The organism is Seonamhaeicola marinus, assembly GCF_008085455.1.
Map to the genome: position 1 here is coordinate 185,374 of NZ_VSDQ01000409.1, position 21,977 is coordinate 207,350.

The window sequence follows — 21,977 nt, forward strand, 5'->3', positions numbered from 1 at the left end:
ATTATAGCTATAACTCGAACCTGCATTGACAAACTAAATTAAACAGTGTGCTTTATGTAAAATGTTTTCTTTTCTAAATATTGCTCAAAGCCATATTTTCCATCTTCACCTCCAGAACCAGATAATTTATACCCGTTATGGAACCCTTGATGTTGCTCTCCATGACCTCTATTTATATAGATTTCTCCATACTCTAATTCATCGTTACACTTCATGATGGTATTCATATCATTGGTAAATACCATAGCTGCTAATCCGTATTCACAATCATTAGCATACCCAATAACTTCATCAAAAGTTTTAAACTTTAGTACCGGTAATATTGGTCCGAAAGATTCCTCATGTACAATAGTCATATCTTGAGAAACATTGGTTAAAACCGTTGGTTCAAACCAGTAACCTTTTTCAAATTCCTTTCCTTCTGGTTTTTTACCTCCAGCAGCAATAGTAGCACCTTCTTTAACAGAAACCTCTACTAGATGTTCCATATGCTTTAATTCTGAAGCATTTACTTTTGGCCCCATATCTGTTTCTTCTAACATTGGGTCTCCCACCTTGATCTCAGCAACTTTAGCTAAGAATTTCTCCATGAATACATCGTAAATATCTTCGTGTATATACATACGTTCGTTACACGTACAAACTTGTCCGCAGTTATCAAAACGAGAATGTAATGCTGATTCAACAGCAGCATCAATATCTGCATCGGCAAATGCAATAAATGGTGCTTTACCTCCTAGTTCTAATTGAACATGAGTTAAATTATCTGCTGCAGCACGAGCAATTGATTGTCCTACTGGTGTAGAACCAGTCATTGTTATCATTTTAGTTATTGGGCTTTCCACTAAAGCATTACCCATTGCTCTACCTGGTCCTGTTAAAATATTAATAACACCTTTTGGTATGCCTACTTTATTAGCTAAATCTCCTAATTCTAGAGTAGCGATTGGTGTTTCGGAAGTAGGTTTAATTACTATTGAATTACCTGCCACTAATGCTGGTCCTAATTTACGTCCTGCTAAAGCTAATGGGAAGTTCCAAGCCGTAATTGCCACAACAACACCTTTTGGTATTTTCTGAATCCAGATTTGCTCATTTGGATTATCCGATGGAATAATATCACCTTCAATTCTGCGTGCTCCTTCGGCTGCATACCTTATAAATGATGCTGTAACTTGAACTTCAAAACGTGCTACTTTTAAAAGTTTACCTTGTTCTTTTGTTAACAATACTGCTAAACGTTCATTATTAGCATCAATTTCATCAGCAAGTGCAAACATATAATCTGCTCTAGTTCTTGCTGGTAATTTTTTCCATTCTTTTTGAGCCGCCTCAGCTGCTTTTAAAGCCTCAATAGCTTCTTCTGGCGTACCATTTTGTACCTTAGCTACTACTTCTTCAGTTGAAGGACTTATAATATCAATAGTTTCTCCAGATGTAGAGGTTTTCCACTCTCCGTTAATAAATAATTGGTATTCTTTTACTTGCCCCATAATATTTAGTTAATTTATTTTTTAAGTTTTGGTTTTCTATGATTGTCCATTCTCACGGCCGCTTTACCTTCATACAAACGTTTTAGCTGCCATAACGGACGGTCTAAAGTGAGCTCCCACTCAAATAACTTTTTATATAACTCGCGAACTAATTCTGGCTTTTCAGCTGCTAAATCGTTCACTTCTGAAATGTCTTCTTCTATGTTATAAAGTTCCGCTGGTCTATCCGGAAAACGAAGTAGCTTCCATTCATTATGACGAATAGCTGCTCTGGTCTCTTTTTTCCAGTATAAGGTTTCATGCGGCTTAGCTTTATTCTCTCCTTTCACAAAAGGCATCAAGTCAACACCATCTAATCCTTCAATTTTTGATACATCTCCTCCTGCTGCAGTTACAAAAGTTGGCAACATATCTAGTGTTGAAATTGGATTTTTGTATACTGATTTTGGTTTTAAATGTCCTTTCCATGACATTAAGAAAGGTATGCGAATACCACCTTCAAGATGATTTGCCTTTGTACCACTTAATGGGGCATTACTAGAGTGATTAGTATCGGAAGGCCCTCCATTATCATTTGCAAATACAATAATTGTATTTTCTCTTAAGCCTAGTTCATCTATCTTATCTAGTACTCTGCCTATAGCCCTATCCATTCCAATAGTCATGGCCGCCAATGTTCTTCTTCTACCTGTAAGGTGAGATGGTACTTTTTCTAAATCGTCTTTACGAGCTTCCATTGGTGTATGAACAGCATTAAAAGACAAATACGCAAAAAAGGGTGCACTTGTTTTCTTCGTTTTTTCTATAAATTTTATGGTTTCATTAGCAAGAACATCGGTCATATACTCTCCTTCTCTTTCCTGATAATTCCCAAAACCATATTCCAGAAATTTAGATTCATCGTCATTTGGATGGTCTTCCGTGTATGCATAATAACTTCTTGCTCCACTTCTAAAACCAACAAATTCATCAAAACCTCTTTTACTAGGGTGAAATTCATCTGCATGCCCCATATGCCATTTTCCAAAAATAGCCGTTCTATAACCTAGCTTTTTTAAATAATCTGCTACTGTAACTTGATCATGAGGCAACCCCATTTGATCACTCATATATTTGGAAGATGAACTCATGTAACCTTTTACATTATTTTCCTCAAACCCAAATTTTTGCTGATATTTTCCAGTTAAGAAACCAGCTCTAGATGGCCCGCAAACAGCGGCAGAAACATAGCCTTGTGTAAATTTTACACCACTTTTAGCCAAGGCATCCAAATGGGGTGTTTTAAAATCTTTACTCCCTTGAAATCCAAAATCAGCATACCCTGCATCATCAGATAAAATAAAGAGAATATTAGGCTGTTGTGCCATTAGCCTTTGGTGACTACAAAAAGTAATCACCAAAAGTAATAGCAGTAGTTTAGAATAGTTTATAGTTGTTTTAATGTTCATTTTGTGTAATGAAATTATCTTCCCATCCATCCACCGTCAACTAGTACGATAGATCCATTCATATAAGCTGCAGCTTCAGAAGCTAAAAACACAGTTGGTCCTGCAAAGTCTTCTGGATTACCCCAACGGTTTGCTGGTATTCTAGATAAGATAGATTCTGCTCTAACAGGATCATTTCTTAACGCTTCTGTATTATCTGTTGAAATATATCCTGGTGCAATAGCATTTACGTTAACTCCTTTGCCTGCCCATTCATTAGCAAACGCCATAGTTAATTGACCAATTGCTCCTTTACTAGCAGCATAACCTGGCACAGTAATACCACCTTGGAACGTTAATAATGATGCTGTAAAAATGATTTTACCACTTTCTCTAGCCACCATTTCTTTTCCTATTTCTCTAGTTAAAATAAATTGAGCGTTTTGGTTAACCTCAATCACTTTATCCCACATTTCATCTGGGTGATCTGCTGCTGGTGTTCTTAATATAGTACCTGCATTATTAACCAAAATATCTATTTGTGGATGATCTGCTTTAACAGCTTTTATAAACTCATATAGTGATTCTCTATTAGAGAAATCACATTGGTAAGCACTAAAGTTCTTCCCTCTAGCTTCTACTTCTTTAGATACTTCACTTCCTTCTAATTCTAAAGACGCTGAAACACCAATTACATTTGCACCCGCTTCAGCTAAACCTATAGCCATTGCTTTACCAATACCGCGTTTACATCCTGTTACTAAAGCTGTTTTTCCTTCTAAACTGAATTTGTTTAAAATACTCATTTTGTTCTGTGTTAAATTATATAGTTTGTTGTTGTTTTAAAGCTGACAATCCATTAGAACTTTCATTCCATCAGGGTTGTTATCAATGTTTTCGAATACTTTCTGAATGTTTGATAAAGGCTGAACGTCTGTTATCATGTCTTCAAATGGTAATTCATTTGCTGTGATTAAAGAAATCGATTTTTCATAATCTTCTTTTTCATAAACACGCGCACCAATTAATTTTAACTCTTTCCAGAAGAATTTGAATAAATTCACAGGTTTAGGTTGTCCATGAATAGCTACCATAACAATTCTGCCTCTAATACCAGCAACTTCTGTCATGATATCTAATGCTGGTTGTACACCTGCAACTTCAAAAACAACATCTGCTAACCTTCCTTCAGTTTTACTTTTCACGTATTCCACTAAATCTACTTCCATAGGGTTAACAGCTTCTAACCCCATAGATTTAGCTTTATCTATTCTTGTTTGATTAACTTCTGAAATTATAACTTGTGCTCCAACCTCTTTAGCCACCATAGCCACTAGAAGTCCGATAGGCCCTCCTCCTAAAACAACAGCTGTTTCGTTAGCTTGTAAACCACTTAAACGAACATCGTGTGTTGCAACAGATAAAGGCTCAATTAGTGCTGCCAATTTTAAATCTGTATGCTCCTTAAGTTTATGCAAAGTAAATGCTGGAACATTCCAGTATTGTTGCATAGAACCAGGACTATCAATACCTATAAAGTTTAACTCCTCACAAATGTGATTAAATCCTTTATCTGATGGTTTAGCTTTTCTATCATCCAAAGGACGAACTACCACCTTATCTCCTTCTGCAAACCCCTCAACACCAGGCCCAACCGCATCAATAACACCAGACATTTCATGTCCAATTGTTTGCGGCATTGCCACTCTTTGATCCATCATACCGTGGTAGATATGCACATCTGTTCCACAAACTCCTGAATAGGCTACTTTAATCCTTACTTCACCCTGAGCTGGAGCTTCAATCTCTTTTTCTACGACTGAAAATGTTTTATTTCCTTCGTATTGCGTTGCTATCATTTCTAATTTAATTTAAACTGTTTTTTGAAATTATTTTTAAAGTATTGTGCAATCCTATATTAACGCTCACATAATTAGTATTAAGATTAATACATTTTCACACAACACATTTACTTTCAAATATAAAAAATTAATTCATATACAAATGAATTATTTTACTAGATTAAAAAGTTTCAAATAAGAAACAAGTTTGATATTTGAAACAAATATACAATAAAATATATTCACAGGAATAGTTTAGCTCCCAAAAGTTATTAACCGACCTTTTAGAGCTTAAAAACAGAAACTTAGCTTAACTAAAAATTATAAAAAAATGAAAGTAAATAAAGTTATAAGAAAGACCTTAAAACACCTCTATTCAGGCTTCAACATACCCTAATTTGGCAGAAATCTCTTGAGCATACCTCGCAACAATACGTCCCTTTTCATCAAACTCCTCGTGAGGTAATCTACCATGAGGTGCTGTAATCCATAGAGAAGCAACTGGATAACCATATTCATTAAATACAGGCGCTCCTATACAATGAATACCTTGAATATCCTCACCATTATCTATGGCATACCCATTTTCCTTAACTTCCTTTAATTGCTCTCTAAATGCAATTTTTGAAGTAATGGTATTTTTGGTATACTGTGCAAGGTTCATTTGCTTAATAATAGTATCAGCCTCTTCATCTGGCAGGTAAGCCAAAATCGTTTTACCTCCAACAGAACTGTGTAAATTAAACTGCGTTCCCCTTTCTACAAATAACTTTACCGGATACGAAGACGATACTTGCTCTAAGATTGTCCCTTTTTTAGACCCTAAAATAACCCCTAGCATTACAGATTCTTTTAACTCGTCTCTAAGCGCACGCATTACATCTATAGATAACTCAACAATGCTCTGTTCATTCATTGATGAAATACCCAAGGTCACCATTTTTCTGGAAAGCGTTATCTTTTTGGTGGTCTCATTTTTCTGAAGATAGTTTTTTGAAATTAAGGTATTAATTATTCTAAAAGCACTTGTTTTAGACACCTCAAGAGCATCAACAATTTCAGCCATTGTTAAACCTTGCGTATGATTAGCAAGTAATTCAATAATTAGCAATCCACGTTCCAAATTTGGAACATTGTAATTTGGCTTAACCTCAATTGTATCTTTACTCATATCTTCTTGTGTAGAAAGACAAAAATAACATTAGTTTATAAATAAAAAAATCGGCCACGAAACATCGCAGCCGATCAACAACAAACTAATTACTTCTATTTTTTACTTCCTTTGACTTCACCAGGAGCTGTATGCGCAGTTCTTCTTTTAGAAGAAAAACGCATAATACTTTGATAATGCCAGCTATTGTAAACATGTGTTAGTCCCCAACGCAATATTTCGGTTGGCTCCTTTTCTGTATCAGCCGTTCTATTTAATCCAATAGCATGAGCATCTACACTTTTTAATACTGACATTATTTCAAAATTAATTCCATCTGGCGACCACTGAATAGTATTTTTTTCAGGTCCATCAGTTGTAATTAACGAAGCAATTCCTCCATTATATGGCCATACACAAATCTCATGACCGCTGTTACTTATAGGATTATAAGGCGACTTAACATAAGGTCCTAATGGGTTATCTGCAATAGCTACCCCATGACGAATTTGACGACCTCCAAACGTAATCTCTTCTCCCATCTGCTCACCTTTATAATACAAGTAGAATTTCCCTTTGTATGGAATAATACATGGATCATGTACTTTGTGACTATCAAAATCACCTTTTTTCTCTACCATACTTCTATCTTGTAAGTTATCACCTTTCCAAACACCATTATCAGCTGGACTCAAAATTGGTTTATCTAACTTAGTCCAAGGACCATCGGGAGAGTTTGCCCAAGATAATCCTACTTGATTTTTAACTCTTACGTTATAAGGTGATTTAACTGTTTGATAGCATAAATAATACTTTCCATCATGTTCCATAATTTCTACTGTAAACACAGATCTATCATCATAAGCTCCCTTTTCTCCTCTCTTTACAGCAATACCTTCTTCTTTCCAAGTCCAACCATCTTCTGATGTAGCATACCAAATATCACATCTATCCCAAGGGAATACTTTTTCATTTTCTATATCGCCTCCAAACCCTTGCGTCTCTCCAGTGCTTCTAGAGTACCAAACGTAATACTTACCATTATGCTTAATCATAGCTGAAGGATCTCTTCTTACCACACCCTCTTCATATGCCAAGTCCCCTTTTAAAGGTTGAAGTTTCCCAAACTCAATAAACCATTCATTACCAAGATCCATTGGCCATTTTAATGCTCTCTTTGAGGCCGCACTTAAATGGTTTACATCGGTAATTCCTAAATGATCTAATTGTTCTTCAGATATTTTCATTGATTCTTCTTTTGAATTGTCAGGAGCTTTTTCTTTTGTACTCGTTGAATTGCACCCTGTCATAGTTAACATTAATAATAAAATTGCTATTGAATTTACTACATTTTTCATTTATCTCTTAAATAAGTTTAGTTGATTTAACATTAAAGCCATTGCAACAAATCTAAGTAGAACACAAGTAAAATCAACCTTAACTAGACTTGACAAAAACTATACTTTCCAAAAATATCTATAGTTACTTTTCTCCAACAGAACATATAATTAAAACAACAGAACAAATGTTCAAAACAATTATAGGCCAACAACAAAATCTGGCGCCCCTTTTTCTAAATTAAGCCCTTCAACATCTTCTTTAGAAATAGCCGTATCCCATATATATGCACGCTTTAGCGTCTTTATCTTTAAAAGTTCACTAAGACTTTCTTTAGAAATATTCGTACTGTAAAGATTTATACTTTCTAATTCTAAATCTGAGATTTGAGATACTCCAGAATCAGAAATTGAGTTTTTGTTGAGTTTTAATTTCTTAAGATTTTTAAACTGAGAAATGATTTTAATTTGCTCATCTTTGACCTGATTATCCTCAAGGTACAACCACAATACATTGTCTTTTATCTTAGATAATGCTTGTAGTTTAACATCTAATTCGGCAATATTAGACGTTGTAATTGTTTTTGCAGGTAATTCTACGGCATAAATATTAGAATCAAACACCAATTCTGACACCCTAAATCCGGCATTTACGACTTCTTGGAGAGCGGCTTCATCTACCTTACCTAAGGTTGGAATTTTATCTGTAGAATGATGACCGCCTTCTAAGCCTAACATAGTTGAGGCAATTTTAGCGACGTTTTCTGAAGTTTCTACACTAGCTACTTTTGTACTAAACCCAGCCGAAGCATCATCTATCCAATATTTTAGAATTTCAATTTCCTCATCTGTTAACGGTGTTTTTCCTTCAGGCGGCATAAAATCATCATGATGTGGATCTAGCAAAACCCTTTTTACTATTTCAGATTTAGCCGAATTACCAGCAATTAAAGCATCACCCCCTTTACCTCCTTTCATAATAGCCAAAGAGTCTATTAGAGATAAGCCACCTTTTTTCTTGCTTTCGTTATGACAACTTGTACATTTTGCATCTAATATTGGCTCTACTAAATAGTCATAAACTCCCGCATCTTCTAATTTTTCAACCGCTGCTAATGTTTTCTTTTCCTTTTTGTTAAATGGCATATACTTGGTTAAGTAATCACTACCATGGGTAAGATTTCCACCATAGTGCCCAGTAACACTTAATAATACTACAATGACAGCAAGAGCAGAAATATTTGCTTTGATTTTATTTTTCTCAGGTAAGTTGATTTTCCCAATCCTTATCAACCAAGCTATAAAAGCCAGAAACGTAGTAAAGACTCCGAACCAAAAATGACCATCCAACATATCTTCGTCATAATCGCCACTTAAAGACAACATATAACCAAGGATACACGCCACAAGCGCAGATACAAAACCACTTAACAATGCAAATGGAATGGCATTTGTTAATCCCTTATACTTTTCTTTCCTTCCAAGAAGTTCTAGCATAAAGGCGAAAAATAAAAACCCGATAGGAAGATGTACAACTAAAGGATGAAACCTCCCTAAAAACAAGACAAAGTCTGATGTTTCACTCATAAAATAATAGGTAAATTCTTTATATACGTGTTAATTTGTAAGGTGCCGAATGATTTGCATTCCACTGGCAGATGTATACATTTTTATCTTCATCAATACACACATCATGTCCATGCAAAATAGGTTTTTCATCTATTTGAAACGACTTTTGAAGCTCACCATCTTTATAAACAGGTTCGGTTCCTCCTGGATTAGACACCACTTTATCGCCTTCCATTATCGTTACAAAACCTGTATGATCTCTCCAATTAGTTTTACCAACCTTAGGCTGAGACCAGCATACGCCGGCATATAGATTATTATCATCAAAAACCGCTCTACAGACAGACATGTTAGGCATCTTAATAGTTTTAACATATTTACCATCTAGAGTAAAATATTTAAAACACTGCTCTGAACGCGATGTACAAACCACCATTGGGTTTCCTGGTTCTCTATAATCTATTGCCACACCATGAGCACTTTTTAATCTGTAGTTCGGGTCTGGATTATCACTTCCTCCCCAATGACGGATATATCTTCCGTTTAAATCGTATTGAATGATTCTACTTTGTCCGTAACCATCTGCTACATAAATATCGCCATTAGGTCCAATTGCTGTTTCCGTAGGACAAAAATCTTCACCTGGCTTATACACACCAATAGTCATGGGATGACCAATATCAAACAACACTTTTCCATCTACAGTTGTTTTTGCGACACGCCCATTATGTTTAATCATCTTATTGTTTTTACCAAGTGCCCAACCAGAATCAGCTATATACAACATATCTTCACCTCCTTCATCATGCAAAGTCAAACCATGACCTCCTTGATAAGCAGTTCCCCAATAGTCCAATAATTTACCAGACCTATCAAAAATCAAGATATTGTTTTGTGGATGATCTCCTATCATTATTAAGCGCCCTTTACTATCCATAACCATCTCATGACAATTAAGCAAAGGAATTCTTGTTGAGCTCATTTGAGCCCAATTTTTAGTAAGCTTATATCTATAATCCCCTTGACCTAAGATTGTATCAGTTTCATTAAGTAAATGAGCTGGACTTTCCTTTTTTGTTATTATTGTAGCTCCAAAAGCCGATGAAGATGCCGCCAAAGCTGCACTTGCAAGTCCTGTTTTCTTTAAAAAATTTCTTCTTGTAGACATAATTTACGTTTTAGGTTAGGATATCTTTAACTAGGTGACCATGCACATCTGTTAGTCTGTAACGCCTACCTTGATGTTTAAAGGTTAAGCGTTCATGATCTACCCCAAATAAATGTAATAAAGTGGCATGAAAATCATGCACATGAACAGGATCTTTAGTTACGTTATAACTAAAATCATCGGTCTCACCATACGTAAACCCAGGTTTTACTCCAGCTCCTGCCATCCACATTGTGAAAGCTTTAGGATGGTGATCTCTACCATAATTCTTTTTTGTTAACTGCCCTTGAGAGTAAACCGTTCTACCAAATTCACCACCCCAAACAACAAGTGTATCATCTAACATACCGCGTTGTTTTAAATCTTTAATTAAAGCAGCTGTAGCTTGGTCTGTTTGTCTTGCTTTGTTTTTAACTCCTCCTGGACAGCCAATATGTTGATCCCAACCTTGGTGATATAATTGAACGAACTTAACCCCTTTTTCTAGCAGTTTTCTGGCCATTAAACAGTTTGCTGCATAGGTTCCCGGATCTCTACTATCTTTTCCATACATATCAAATATATGTTCTGGTTCATCAGATGTATCAGTAACCTCCGGAATAGACGTTTGCATTCTAAACGCCATTTCATACTGGGTCATTCTTGCTTGAATTTCTGGATCTCCGTAAGCATCATGTTGAATAGAGTTTAGTTTGTCTAAATAATCCAACATTTTCTTTCTGTCATTACCATCGTAATTATCAGGGTTATTTAAGTATAGTACAGGGTCTTTTCCAGATCGAAATTGTACACCTTGATGTTCTGTTGGTAAAAATCCATTACCCCATAAACCTGCTTTTAATGGTTGCCCTTTTCCGTTTTTAGAAATTAGTGTGATAAAGGTTGGTAAATTATCATTATCTGATCCTAAACCATAACTTAACCATGATCCAATAGAAGGGCGACCAGGTAATTGATGCCCTGTTTGCATGAAAGTTACAGCTGGGGTATGATTAATTTGATCGGTCTGCATTGATTTAACAAAACACAAATCGTCCACCACTTCGGTTAGATGTGGCATAATCTCACTTACCCATGCTCTAGACTCGCCATACTGTTTAAATTTAAACAACGAAGGTGCTACTGGCAAAGTACTTTGACTTCCACTCATACCTGTTAAACGCTGTCCACCTATTACAGATTCTGGCAAATCCTTACCAAACATATCAACCAATTTAGGTTTATAGTCAAATAAATCTAATTGAGAAGGTCCGCCACTCTGAAACAAATAAATAATTCGTTTAGCCTTTGGTAAATGGTGAGGTAAGCCTAATTTATTTCTAGTAAAGGCATTAACACCTTCACTTGAGTTTCCAATAGAACTCCAAGCTTTTTCAGTATTAAGTAAACTGCCTAATGCTAGCGCACCAATACCCAAAGACGTTTTCTTTAAAAAATGCCTTCTGTCAATCTGTTTTTCAATACTTTGAAGATCTTTATTGTCAGATCTTAATATATCATGATGATCACACATAATGAACTATTTTATCGTTTTGTTATAAATGCATCAGAATTAATTATGGTTGATGCCACCACCGCATTTGCTGCCACTAAAGCCACATCATCTTCTGGGTCTATTTTATGCTCTCCAATACTTATCCACCCCTTTGCTTTAGCATTATTTGTTTGAAACTTTTCAAATTCAGATTTCTGCAATTCCGCAAGAACCTTTAATTCTTCTGGTTTTATACTTCTTCCGGTTAATTTTTTATAGGTTTTTGAAATACCTTCATCTAGGCTATCATAAGCTATCATCTTTTTACCCAAAACTCTGGCCGCCTCAACAAAAGTCGGATCGTTTAATAGTACTAATGCTTGTAAAGGTGTATTAGTTTCTTGCCTTCTTGTTGTACACAAATCTCTTGTAGGTGCATCAAAAGTGGCTATAGTTGGATGCGGCACTGTACGTCTCCATATGGTATACATACTTCTTCGATACAGTTCCTCTCCTTCACCTTGTGTATAAGTACCACCACTTATACGCCATAAACCAGGCGGTTGATACGGATAAACACTTTCTCCTCCAATGGTTTCACTTAATAAACCAGAAGCAAACAATGCATTGTCTCGTAACATTTCGCCAGATAAACGCTTTGCAGGTCCTCTTGCCAGTAATTTATTCTCACCATCAATTTCCATGAGTTCATTACTTGCTAAACTACTTTGCTGATAAGTGTTAGACATCATAATTAATTTGTGCAACGCCTTAACATCCCATCCTGACTCAACAAATTTAATTGCCAACCAGTCTAATAGTTTTGGGTGCGTTGGTAATTCCCCTTGATTACCAAAATCTTCAGCAGTTTTTACTATTCCACGCCCAAAAATATTCTGCCAATACCTATTTACGGTTACTCTGGCCGTTAAGGGGTTATCAGGATTAGTTATCCATTGCGCTAAACCTATTCTATTTCTAGGAAGATCTTCAGGGAACCCAAATATATGATCTGGCGTGTTAGGAAATACTGAATCTGTTGGAGAATCGTATTGCCCTCTATCCAGTATATAAGCTTGCCTTGGTGTTTCTCGCTCTTTCATCACCATAATTTGCTTAACATTATCAATGCTATCAACTAAGGCCAACCTATCTTTTTCTAAATCTCTTAATGCCTTATTATACCCTTTTGAGTTAGCAGATAAATAATATTGTACAAATCTGTCTTTATCTTCTTTTGATAATTCATCAACTGATTTTTTCTTTAATTTATCTAGAGTACCAGAATCTGCAATTTGCATTACCTCAACACCACTCAGTTCTTTGTTAAAAACCAATAAGTTATCTACAACAGAACCTCCAATACCTTTACCTCTCCAAACGGCGCCAATACGAAGACCTGGTTCAAGTTTAGGACTTTGTTTACCATACAATCTTAATCCGTGGAAAATAATGTCTTTGTATAAATTATCAAATTGAGTTTTAGTTTTTAATTTTTTACCATCCATATAAATAGATACACCGCTGGCTTTACTAGAACCATCATATGTCATGGTTAATTGCACCCACTTTTCTTTAGGCATATCTTCTAAGGACTCCACTACAATAGCATTGTCTGGATACACATGAGCCAGTAGCGCCTCCAATTTATTATCCTGAAGTTTTAAATGATACCCTCTAAAACTATGAAGTTCTGGGCTATTCATTTTATGAAAAATAACGCCCGTTTCTAAATCTTTTGGAATAAAAACATCTATTCCTATTGAGAATGGCTGATTTCTTTGATAAATACCAATTTTATCCAAATCTAACCACGTATCACCATTCATAGAAAGCCCTTTACCTTTAGAACCTTTTTTAAATATAGCAGGTTCATTATTAGCAAATTGCTGACGCATTCTCACATTGTTTTTACCATTTCCGCCAACAGCATTAACAAGTTTGCCGTTATCAAAATTGAACTCAGCAACTAAATTTTGTGGCTTTCTATTTGAAGGAATAGATTTATAGCCTTCACTAAATAACCATTTATCTGCTTTTGCTTTTTCTTTTGTTTCTACAACATCAAGATTCTCTTTTGTTTCATCTACAATAGTTTCTAAATACGCAATAACCTTCTCCTGTTCTTCAGTTGGTAAAAGCATTGCTGGAACGGGTGTTGCTAAATCCCATGGAATCAAACCTGTTTCATCAACATTATTAAAGAAACTGTACATTTCATAATAGTTTTTCTGAGAAATAGGATCATATTTATGATCATGACATTTGGCACATTCCATGGTTAATCCTAAAAAGCCTTGCCCCATAACATGAGTTCTATCCGAAACGTATTCAGAACGAAATTCTTCATCAATAATACCTCCTTCTAAGTTTTGAGGATGTAATCTATTAAAGGTAGTGGCTAATTTTTGTTCTTTAGTAGCATTAGGCAACATATCTCCCGCCATTTGCCATAAGATAAATTTGTCATATGGCATATTTTCATTAAACGCCTCAATTACCCAATCGCGCCAAGGCGATACATCTCTAAATCTATCATTACTGTAACCATGCGTGTCGGCGTACCGCGCTAAATCCATCCAATCTAAAGTTCGCTGTTCTCCATATTTTTCTGAAGCTAGGAGTCTATCAATTTGCTTTTCAAAAGCATTTGGAGATGCATCATTAACAAAGGCTTCTATTTCCTCTAAAGTTGGAGGTAACCCAGTTAAATCTAATGAAGCCCTTCTTAACAAGGTTTCTTTATCGGCTTTATCTGATAATTTCAAATTTTGATATTCTAATTCCTCTAGAATAAAATTATCAATTTCGTTAGCTACCTGCCCTTCATTTTTAACTTTTGGTATCTCATGATTTTCTGGCTTTAAAAATGCCCAATGGTCTTTATATTCTGCACCATCTTCAATCCATTTTACAAGCACCGCCTTTTCATAATCCGATAAGGTTAAATGTGAACTCGGTTCTGGCATTATTAACTTAGGATCGTCTGTCATCATTCTATGAAAGAACTCACTTTTTTCTAGATTACCCGGTTTAATGGCAACCTTACCCGGATTTTCAGGTAATTCAGCATACGCTACTTCAGCTGCATGTAACTGAAGCCCACCCTTTATATTATTCTTATCAGGCCCATGACACAGATAGCATTTATCTGATAAAATTGGTTTTACATGCTGATTAAAATCTAACTTTTTCGGAAGTTTATTGTACTCAATAGCTACGGTCTCAGGTAAATCTGGACCACACGAACACACCAAAATAAGCCCAGATAATAGGGCTAAAATTCTCATACCTTTTAACATAAAAAAATTGCTCTTGAAATTTTTTTTCAAATATAAACGACTTTTTTCAATAATTATATATTCAAATCAGGTTAAAAATTGCACATTTCCGATATTTTTAAAAATTTCATCATTACCTTTACAACACATACACCTTTAAAAACACAGTTAAAACAAAGAAAACATGGCAATAAGCGGGAGCCCTATAAAACTTAATTTATTGCACATAGGCTATGCCAAACTGGATGAAACTTGGAATTACAATAATGTAATTAGTCCATTTACCCGGTTGTTTTATGTAACTACAGGAAATGCAAAGGCATACCACTCCTCAATGGAATTTAATTTACGTCCGGGCTATATGTACCTAATTCCCAGTTATACCTACAATAGATATAAGTGTGACGAATACCATGAACAATACTATGCTGGCTTCTTTGAAGAAACTATAGAAGGCTTATCTATTTACAACTTGCAGAATTTCAAATATCAAACGAAGGCCTCTATTACAGATGTACATTATTTTAAAAGGCTATTAGAACTAAACCCCGACATGGCTGTAACCAATAGCGACCCAAAGGCTCATGTTAATAAATCTTTATTATATAATTTAAATAAAAAAGATAGAATTGTTAATTCAAGCGTTTATCTTGAAACCCAGGGTATTTTATCAATTCTACTATCACGTTTTATTACTGAAGATAAATCAAATCAACTTAAAACCAGCTCAAGAACCAACTTAGAAAAGGTTTTAATTTACATAGCTGAGAATTTGCACCATGAACTTACTGTTCAAAATTTGGCAAATTACTGTCACTTGAGCACCGATCATTTCTCAAGAATATTCCAACAAAACTTTGGAATGCGACCTTTAAAATATATACTAACCAAACGAATAGAAAGAGCCCAACTACTCCTCTTAACCACCAACGATTCTCTCCAAAAAATATCAGAAAAAACAGGGTTTCACAACCCATCCTACTTCTCCAGGTTTTTTAAAAAAACCACAGGAAAAAGCCCTGGTAAATTTAGAAAGGAACAGTTAAACCTTTAGCCAAACTAATCCGCCTTTTAACACAAAAAAGGGGAATTAAAACCATTTGTGATATACTTATGTCTATTACTAACTTTCTTATATTTAAGGTGTAGCTAAATTTGCTATATAACTTAAGTTACAACTAAACACATTACTATGCTATCCTTTCTAAAAAAACCATTACTAATGGTTATTCCGTTATTTGTTTTAAACTGCAATAACACCCCAAAAACAACATCCACCGAAAAACCAGGCACAGAACAAACAGACACAAAAAAACAACCTAACGTTATTATTGTTTTAACCGACGATCAAGGTTGGGCAGATGTTGGCTTTAATGGTGCTACAGATATACCTACAGATAATTTAGACCGTTTAGCAAAAGAAGGCGTTATATTTTCCAACGGCTATGTTTCTCACCCCTATTGTAGTCCTTCAAGAGCTGGTATCTTAACAGGAAGGTATCAAGCAAGATTTGGACATGATTGTAATTTACCTTATCAGGGTGAGAATGATGAATCTATTGGAACACCGTTATCTGAAAAAATGATTTCAGAGGCACTTAAAGAGCAAGGATATAGAACTGCCGCTATTGGTAAATGGCATGTTGGAGATCATCCAAATCTGCAACCAAACGCGCAAGGGTTCGACCACTGGTTCGGCTTTCCTGGGGGAAATATGAATTTTTGGGGCTATCCACAAAGTCCTATTAAAACCATATTAAGAAATGGAGAACAGGTTTCTCAAGACGAGTTAAGTTACCTAACCGATGACTTTACCGAAGAAGCTATAAAATTCATTAACGAAGATAAAGACAAGCCTTTCTTTATTTACCTAGCCTACAATGCACCTCACTCCCCAGATCATGCAACAGAAGAATACCTAGAAAACACTAAACATATTGAATACGGAGGAAGAAGTGTTTACGCAGCTATGGTAAATGGTGTAGATATTGGTGTTGGTAAAATAGACTCTACTTTAGTTGCCAATGGTATAAAAGACAATACAATAATAGCCTTTTTAAGTGATAATGGCGGGAGAAAAGAACATGCCGACAATAGACCTAACAGAGGGCATAAAGGCATGTTGTTTGAAGGTGGCATTAAAGTACCATTCTTTATCTCTTGGCCAGAAGGTATTGAAGCCAATCAGGTTTATGATAATCCAATAATTTCTTTAGACCTTTTCCCAACTATTCTGAATGCAGCAGGGGGAGATATTACTAAAGAAACGCAATTAGATGGTGTTAATCTTTTACCTCACATTGAAAACAGCAATTCTAAACCACATGAAGCACTGTTTTGGCGCTCCGTTGGAGGTTTCGAATATGCAGCTAGAGTTGAAAACTACAAGCTTTACAAAAGTGCTTACAAGGCAAAAACATTACTTTTTGATCTAAAGAATGATCCTTTAGAAAGAAACGATATTGCCCAAGCTAATCCCGAAGTAGTTTCTAAATTAGAAAAAGCCTATGCCGCTTGGGACGCCAAAAACTTAGAACCAGGTTGGGTGGATCCGCATCCAGAAAATGTGATTAAAGAAGAGCAAAGACTTCAAGAGACAAGAAAAAAATCATTAAAGAATAAAAAGTAAATGACTAAACAATTTAAGTCCATTTTAGTATTAGCATTCATTGCTATAGGCTTTATTAATGTACAGGCACAAGAACGTCCTAACTTCATTTTCATTTTAACAGATGACCAATCTTATGGTATGATGGGATGTACAGGGAACGATATTGTACAAACTCCCAACTTAGATAAGCTAGCCAATGATGGCACTTTATTTAACAATGCTCACATTACTAGCGCAATTTGTACACCTAGTAGAATTTCAATTTTACTAAGTCAGTATGAAAGAAAACATGCCGTAAATTTCAATTCAGGAACAAGTGTATCAGATGAGGCTTGGGCAAAGTCTTATCCTGTGATAATGAGAGATGCTGGTTATTATACAGGTTGGATTGGAAAAAATCATGCACCTATTGGAAAAGGCGGTTACGGCAGTGGCTTAATGGAAAAGAGTTTTGATTATTGGTATGCTGGACATGGCCATATTAGATTCTACCCTAAACAAGTACATGACATTTTTAATGATGCCATTGCACATACGCAAGTTGAAGTTATTAACGAGGGTGTAAATGACTTTTTAGACCCTAACGAAAGAAAGCTAAAAGGCGCTATTAAATTTCTAGAAAGTAGACCTTCAGACAAGCCTTTTATGCTGTCTGTAAACTTCAATTTGCCTCATGGCGCTGGAACCAGCTCAATGAAAATGAAAAAGGATGATGATGCTATTTATAAAAGCATGTACCGTGATTTAGACATTCCACTTCCGCCAAATTACATTGCCAAAAAGGACATCATAACACCTAAATTACCAGCAGATGTATTGAAAGTTGAAAACAGACAAACAGGTTACAACTACGTAGATACCCCAGAAGATAATAAAGAACGTTACACCCGTCAATTACAAGCTATGACCGGTATTGACAGAATGGTTGGCAATTTAAGAAGTAAATTAAAAGATTTAAAACTAGATAAAAACACCATTATAATTTTTACCTCAGACCATGGTTTATTTATGGGAGAACAAGGACTAGGCGGAAAGGCACTGTGCTATGAAAAAACTACCCATGTTCCAATGATAGTTTACAACCCTTCTTTAAAGAAGAGACAAAGAGGTTTAGAAAGTGATGCCTTAGTACAAAGTATAGATGTAGCGCCCACTATGTTGGCATTGGCCGGCATTCAAACGCCTAACACTTTTCAAGGAAAAGATATATCAGGTTTAGTTAAAGGTGATAAAAATGAAGTAAGAGATTATGTTTATACAGAAAACCTTTGGTCTACTCAGTTTGGGAATCCTAAGATTGAAGCTGTGCAAGATAAACAATGGAAATACATTAGATATTACAAAAACGATATGTTCCCTGCATTAAAAAAAATAGCCGCAGCTAAGGAATTAGGTTTAAAAGTAAATGATTTATTATACAAAGTACATGATCCAGACATTGCTATTTACAGAGCCCTTTCTAACGGATCTTTAGAAGGCGAACAACCCGTTTACGAAGAACTATATAATTTAAAAAACGACCCAGCTGAATTAAAGAATTTAGCTAAAGACAAACAATATGCTTCAATCTTAAAGGACTTAAGAAAAGTCTGGAAAACTGAAATTACTAATGCTCGCGGTGAAGGTAAACCTATGGTATACAGATATACTGTAGACAGTGAATCGGTTTCAAAATATAAAAGTAAATAATAATGAAAAAGGTCTTAACTATTTGTTTTATGTTGCTGCAATATTTTGCTCTGGCAAAAGATTTTAACGTATTAGATTATGGTGCTAAGGCAGATGGCATTACAAAGGATACCAAGGCGGTTCAGGATGCTATTAATGCCTGCACAAAAAATGGCGGTGGAAACGTTATTATTCCAGCAGGAAAAACTGTAGTTATAGGCACAATCTATTTAAAAGATTATGTAACCCTTTATATAGAAAACGGGGCTACTTTGTTGGGCAGTCCTAATATTGAAGATTATGCATTAGACACCCACAAAAACATGTACAAGAACGAACCGCACATGGATCGTTGTCTAATCTTTGCTAAAGATGCCAAATCCTTTGCTATTAAAGGAGAAGGCACTATTGATGGAAATGGACATACAAAGTTCTTCACCAAAAAAAAGGGTGGTAGACCTATGATGATTCGCTTTTTAAGATGTAACGACATTTATATTGAAGGTGTTTCATTAATAAACCCTGCTGCTTGGACCTCTGCCTGGTTATACTGCAATGAAATTGTAGTTGAAGGTATTAAAATAGTGAGCAGAGTGAATAATAATGGTGATGGTTTAGATTTTGATGGCTGTACAAATGTTAGAGTAAGCAATAGCTCATTTGATACCAGCGATGATTCAATCTGCTTGCAAACTTCTCACCCGGACTACCCGTGTAAAGATATTGTTGTAAGTAATTGTGTATTTACAAGTAAATGGGCAGGTTTGCGTATTGGCCTTTCTTCTAGAGCAGACTTTGAGTCGGTTACAGTATCTAATTGCACATTTCATGATATACAAGATTCTGGTTTAAAAATCCAAATGAATGAGGGTGGCGAAATGAAAAATATGGCTTTTTCTAATTTAGTGATGAAAAATGTTCCTCGCCCTGTTTTTATGACCTTCTGCCAGCAAAGAGCAGGTGTAGATGCCCCTCAAGAAATGCTTCCTATGAAGGCAATGCATGGGTTTTTATTTTCAGATTTTATCGTTGACAATAGAGGTTTAGATAAGAATTCGGCGTTTTTTATTACAGGAATGCCAAACCATTATATTGGAGATGTTCATTTAAACAACATCCAAATGACGGTTTCTGGTGGAGGAACAAAAGAAGATGCTAATAAAACTATTAAAGAATATACTTTAGATACCTTAGGAGAATGGTGGCCAGAGTTTTACCTGGTAGGCACATTACCTGCTCATGGTATTTATGCACGTCATGTAAAAGGTCTTTTTATTAATAATGTAAACATTAATACTATCTCAAAAGATGAAAGGCCAGCAATTCTATTTGATGATGTTATTGATGGATATCAATCCAACATCTATGCTAACAGAAAGAAAATAGATTAAAACATGACTATGAAAAATGCTTTTATTCTATTACTTATAATTTTATTATCATCTTGCTCACAACATAGAAACTCTAAAAAATCAAAAACGCAATACTTTTTAGCAACAGACACTTCTTTAGTGCAATACCAAATTCCTGAATGGTATAAAGACGCTAAACTCGGGTATTGGTGTCACTGGGGTGTTTACTCTGTTCCTTCCTTCGCTGGAGACCATGCCGCAGAATGGTATGGACGATGGATGTATAATGTAGATGATGGTTCTGGAAGAGACAAAGGCGAAAGCTTTGAAAAACGAGGTCTAAAAACTGCTGCGTACCATAAAGAACATTTTGGCGATCCTTCTGAATTTGGATATAAAGATTTCATCCCCATGTTTAAAGCCGATAAATGGGATGCCAATGAATGGGCAGATTTATTTGCTAATGGTGGTGCCAAATTTTTCGTATTTATGGCAATGCACCATGATAATTTTTGCATGTGGGATTCCGAAAACCAACCCTTTAACTCAGTTAATATGGGACCTCAACGAGATTTTACCGCAGAAATGAAAAAGGCAGTAAAAGCTAGAGGTATGCATTTTGGAGTTTCAAACCACTCCGCTTGGAACGGGCAATTTTTTGAATTTAATCATCGTAATGGTTTTGATGGTCTAAAAGTCGAAAACCAAGCACTATATGGTAATGGAAAAGTAGATACTTTGGCTGTTGAAAGGTGGTGGAAAACAAGCACAGAATTAGCCAATAAATACCAGCCTGATTTGTATTATTTTGATTGGGGTTGGAATTTAAATGCCTTTACCGAACAACATAGAAAAAACTTTTTAGAACACTATTATAATAAGGCCATAGAATGGAAAAAAGGTGTATTTCCAAATCCTAATGTAGTCGTTAATTATAAAAACAGAAAGAAATTACCAATAGGTTCTGCCGTCTTAGATTTAGAACGTGGAGGCATGAAAAACATTGAACCGTTACTTTGGCAAAACGACACCTCTTTAGGTTTGCGCAGTTGGAGTTATGCTCCAGATGAAGAATACCGATCTGCTAATCAGGTCATTGATATGCTAATGGATATTATTTCCAAAAATGGGGTGCTCTTATTAAATATTGGCCCAAAGGCTGACGGAAGTATTCCTGATGAAGCAAAAATTCCCATTCAGGAAATTGGAAAATGGCTAAAAGTAAATGGAGAAGCGGTATACGCCACAAGACCTTGGGATATTTACGGCGAGGGTCCAACAATTCCAAACGAAAAAATGCATGGAGATCAAGTTGAATACACTGCCAATGACATTAGGTTTACCAAAAGCAAGGATAATAAAACCCTATATATTACTTTCTTGGGATACCCTAAGAAGCCAGTAGTAAAAAGTCTATCTAATTTAGAGCTTTCTAATCTTAAAAAGGCAATACTTTTATCTTCAGGAGAAGACCTTAAATTTAAAAAGACTACGTTAGGCTTAGAGTTTGAAATACCAGAATCACTACCTAAACATGATTTTGCATATGTTATTAAATTAGAATTTAATTCCAATATTCCAGTAATGAAATAAAGCATCCTAAACC

At 35.4% G+C, this 21,977-nt stretch carries 15 protein-coding genes; 5 read left to right on the forward strand and 10 right to left on the reverse strand.

Annotated features, from left to right (window positions below; translation table 11 throughout):
• Window positions 1-38 precede the first annotated feature (38 nt).
• The 10 genes from aldA to FUA24_RS06000 form a co-directional block, all read right to left on the reverse strand.
• Window positions 39-1,493 carry an aldehyde dehydrogenase gene (aldA, locus tag FUA24_RS05955; protein ID WP_148540556.1) on the reverse strand — a complete coding sequence of 485 codons (1,455 nt, stop codon included), beginning with the start codon at window positions 1,491-1,493 and terminating at the stop codon, window positions 39-41.
• A gap of 14 nt (window positions 1,494-1,507) precedes the next feature.
• The gene (locus tag FUA24_RS05960) at window positions 1,508-2,941 is read right to left on the reverse strand and encodes a sulfatase (RefSeq protein ID WP_148540558.1); all 1,434 of its coding nucleotides are present in this window, start codon (window positions 2,939-2,941) and stop codon (window positions 1,508-1,510) included.
• 14 nt (window positions 2,942-2,955) lie between these two features.
• The gene (locus tag FUA24_RS05965) at window positions 2,956-3,720 is read right to left on the reverse strand and encodes an SDR family NAD(P)-dependent oxidoreductase (protein ID WP_187388203.1); all 765 of its coding nucleotides are present in this window, start codon (window positions 3,718-3,720) and stop codon (window positions 2,956-2,958) included.
• 42 nt (window positions 3,721-3,762) lie between these two features.
• Window positions 3,763-4,779 (reverse strand): zinc-dependent alcohol dehydrogenase, encoded by a 1,017-nt coding sequence (locus FUA24_RS05970; RefSeq protein WP_148540562.1) that lies wholly within the window; start codon window positions 4,777-4,779, stop codon window positions 3,763-3,765.
• Window positions 4,780-5,137: 358 nt separating this feature from the next.
• Entirely contained in the window at window positions 5,138-5,932 is a 795-nt protein-coding gene (locus tag FUA24_RS05975; RefSeq protein ID WP_148540564.1) for an IclR family transcriptional regulator, read from the reverse strand.
• A 95-nt stretch (window positions 5,933-6,027) separates the two neighbouring features.
• On the reverse strand, window positions 6,028-7,158 hold the full coding sequence (locus FUA24_RS05980) for a glycoside hydrolase family 117 protein (protein ID WP_394344191.1): 1,131 nt from the start codon (window positions 7,156-7,158) through the stop codon (window positions 6,028-6,030).
• Between the two features lie 291 nt (window positions 7,159-7,449).
• Window positions 7,450-8,835, reverse strand: a complete 1,386-nt coding sequence (locus tag FUA24_RS05985; RefSeq protein ID WP_148540568.1) for a DUF2231 domain-containing protein — start codon at window positions 8,833-8,835, stop codon at window positions 7,450-7,452.
• Between the two features lie 19 nt (window positions 8,836-8,854).
• Window positions 8,855-9,985: a twin-arginine translocation signal domain-containing protein gene (locus FUA24_RS05990; protein WP_148540570.1), complete on the reverse strand. Its 1,131-nt coding sequence runs from the start codon at window positions 9,983-9,985 to the stop codon at window positions 8,855-8,857.
• A gap of 10 nt (window positions 9,986-9,995) precedes the next feature.
• Entirely contained in the window at window positions 9,996-11,498 is a 1,503-nt protein-coding gene (locus FUA24_RS05995; protein WP_148540572.1) for a DUF1501 domain-containing protein, read from the reverse strand.
• An 11-nt stretch (window positions 11,499-11,509) separates the two neighbouring features.
• On the reverse strand, window positions 11,510-14,749 hold the full coding sequence (locus FUA24_RS06000) for a PSD1 and planctomycete cytochrome C domain-containing protein (RefSeq protein ID WP_246146964.1): 3,240 nt from the start codon (window positions 14,747-14,749) through the stop codon (window positions 11,510-11,512).
• A gap of 175 nt (window positions 14,750-14,924) precedes the next feature.
• On the opposite strand from FUA24_RS06000, the gene FUA24_RS06005 reads away from it, so the two are divergent.
• The 5 genes from FUA24_RS06005 (at window position 14,925) to FUA24_RS06025 (ending at window position 21,964) form a co-directional block, all read left to right on the forward strand.
• Complete coding sequence (locus tag FUA24_RS06005) at window positions 14,925-15,794, forward strand: helix-turn-helix domain-containing protein (protein WP_148540576.1); 870 nt, start codon at window positions 14,925-14,927, stop codon at window positions 15,792-15,794.
• 138 nt (window positions 15,795-15,932) lie between these two features.
• Complete coding sequence (locus FUA24_RS06010) at window positions 15,933-17,369, forward strand: sulfatase-like hydrolase/transferase (RefSeq protein ID WP_246146965.1); 1,437 nt, start codon at window positions 15,933-15,935, stop codon at window positions 17,367-17,369.
• Window positions 17,370-19,040, forward strand: coding sequence for a sulfatase-like hydrolase/transferase (locus FUA24_RS06015; RefSeq protein WP_148540578.1), 1,671 nt, complete (start codon window positions 17,370-17,372; stop codon window positions 19,038-19,040).
• A gap of 2 nt (window positions 19,041-19,042) precedes the next feature.
• Complete coding sequence (locus tag FUA24_RS06020) at window positions 19,043-20,410, forward strand: glycoside hydrolase family 28 protein (RefSeq protein WP_148540580.1); 1,368 nt, start codon at window positions 19,043-19,045, stop codon at window positions 20,408-20,410.
• Between the two features lie 9 nt (window positions 20,411-20,419).
• A complete protein-coding gene (locus FUA24_RS06025; RefSeq protein ID WP_187388185.1) occupies window positions 20,420-21,964 on the forward strand; it encodes an alpha-L-fucosidase in 1,545 nt (514 codons plus the stop codon).
• Window positions 21,965-21,977 lie beyond the last annotated feature (13 nt).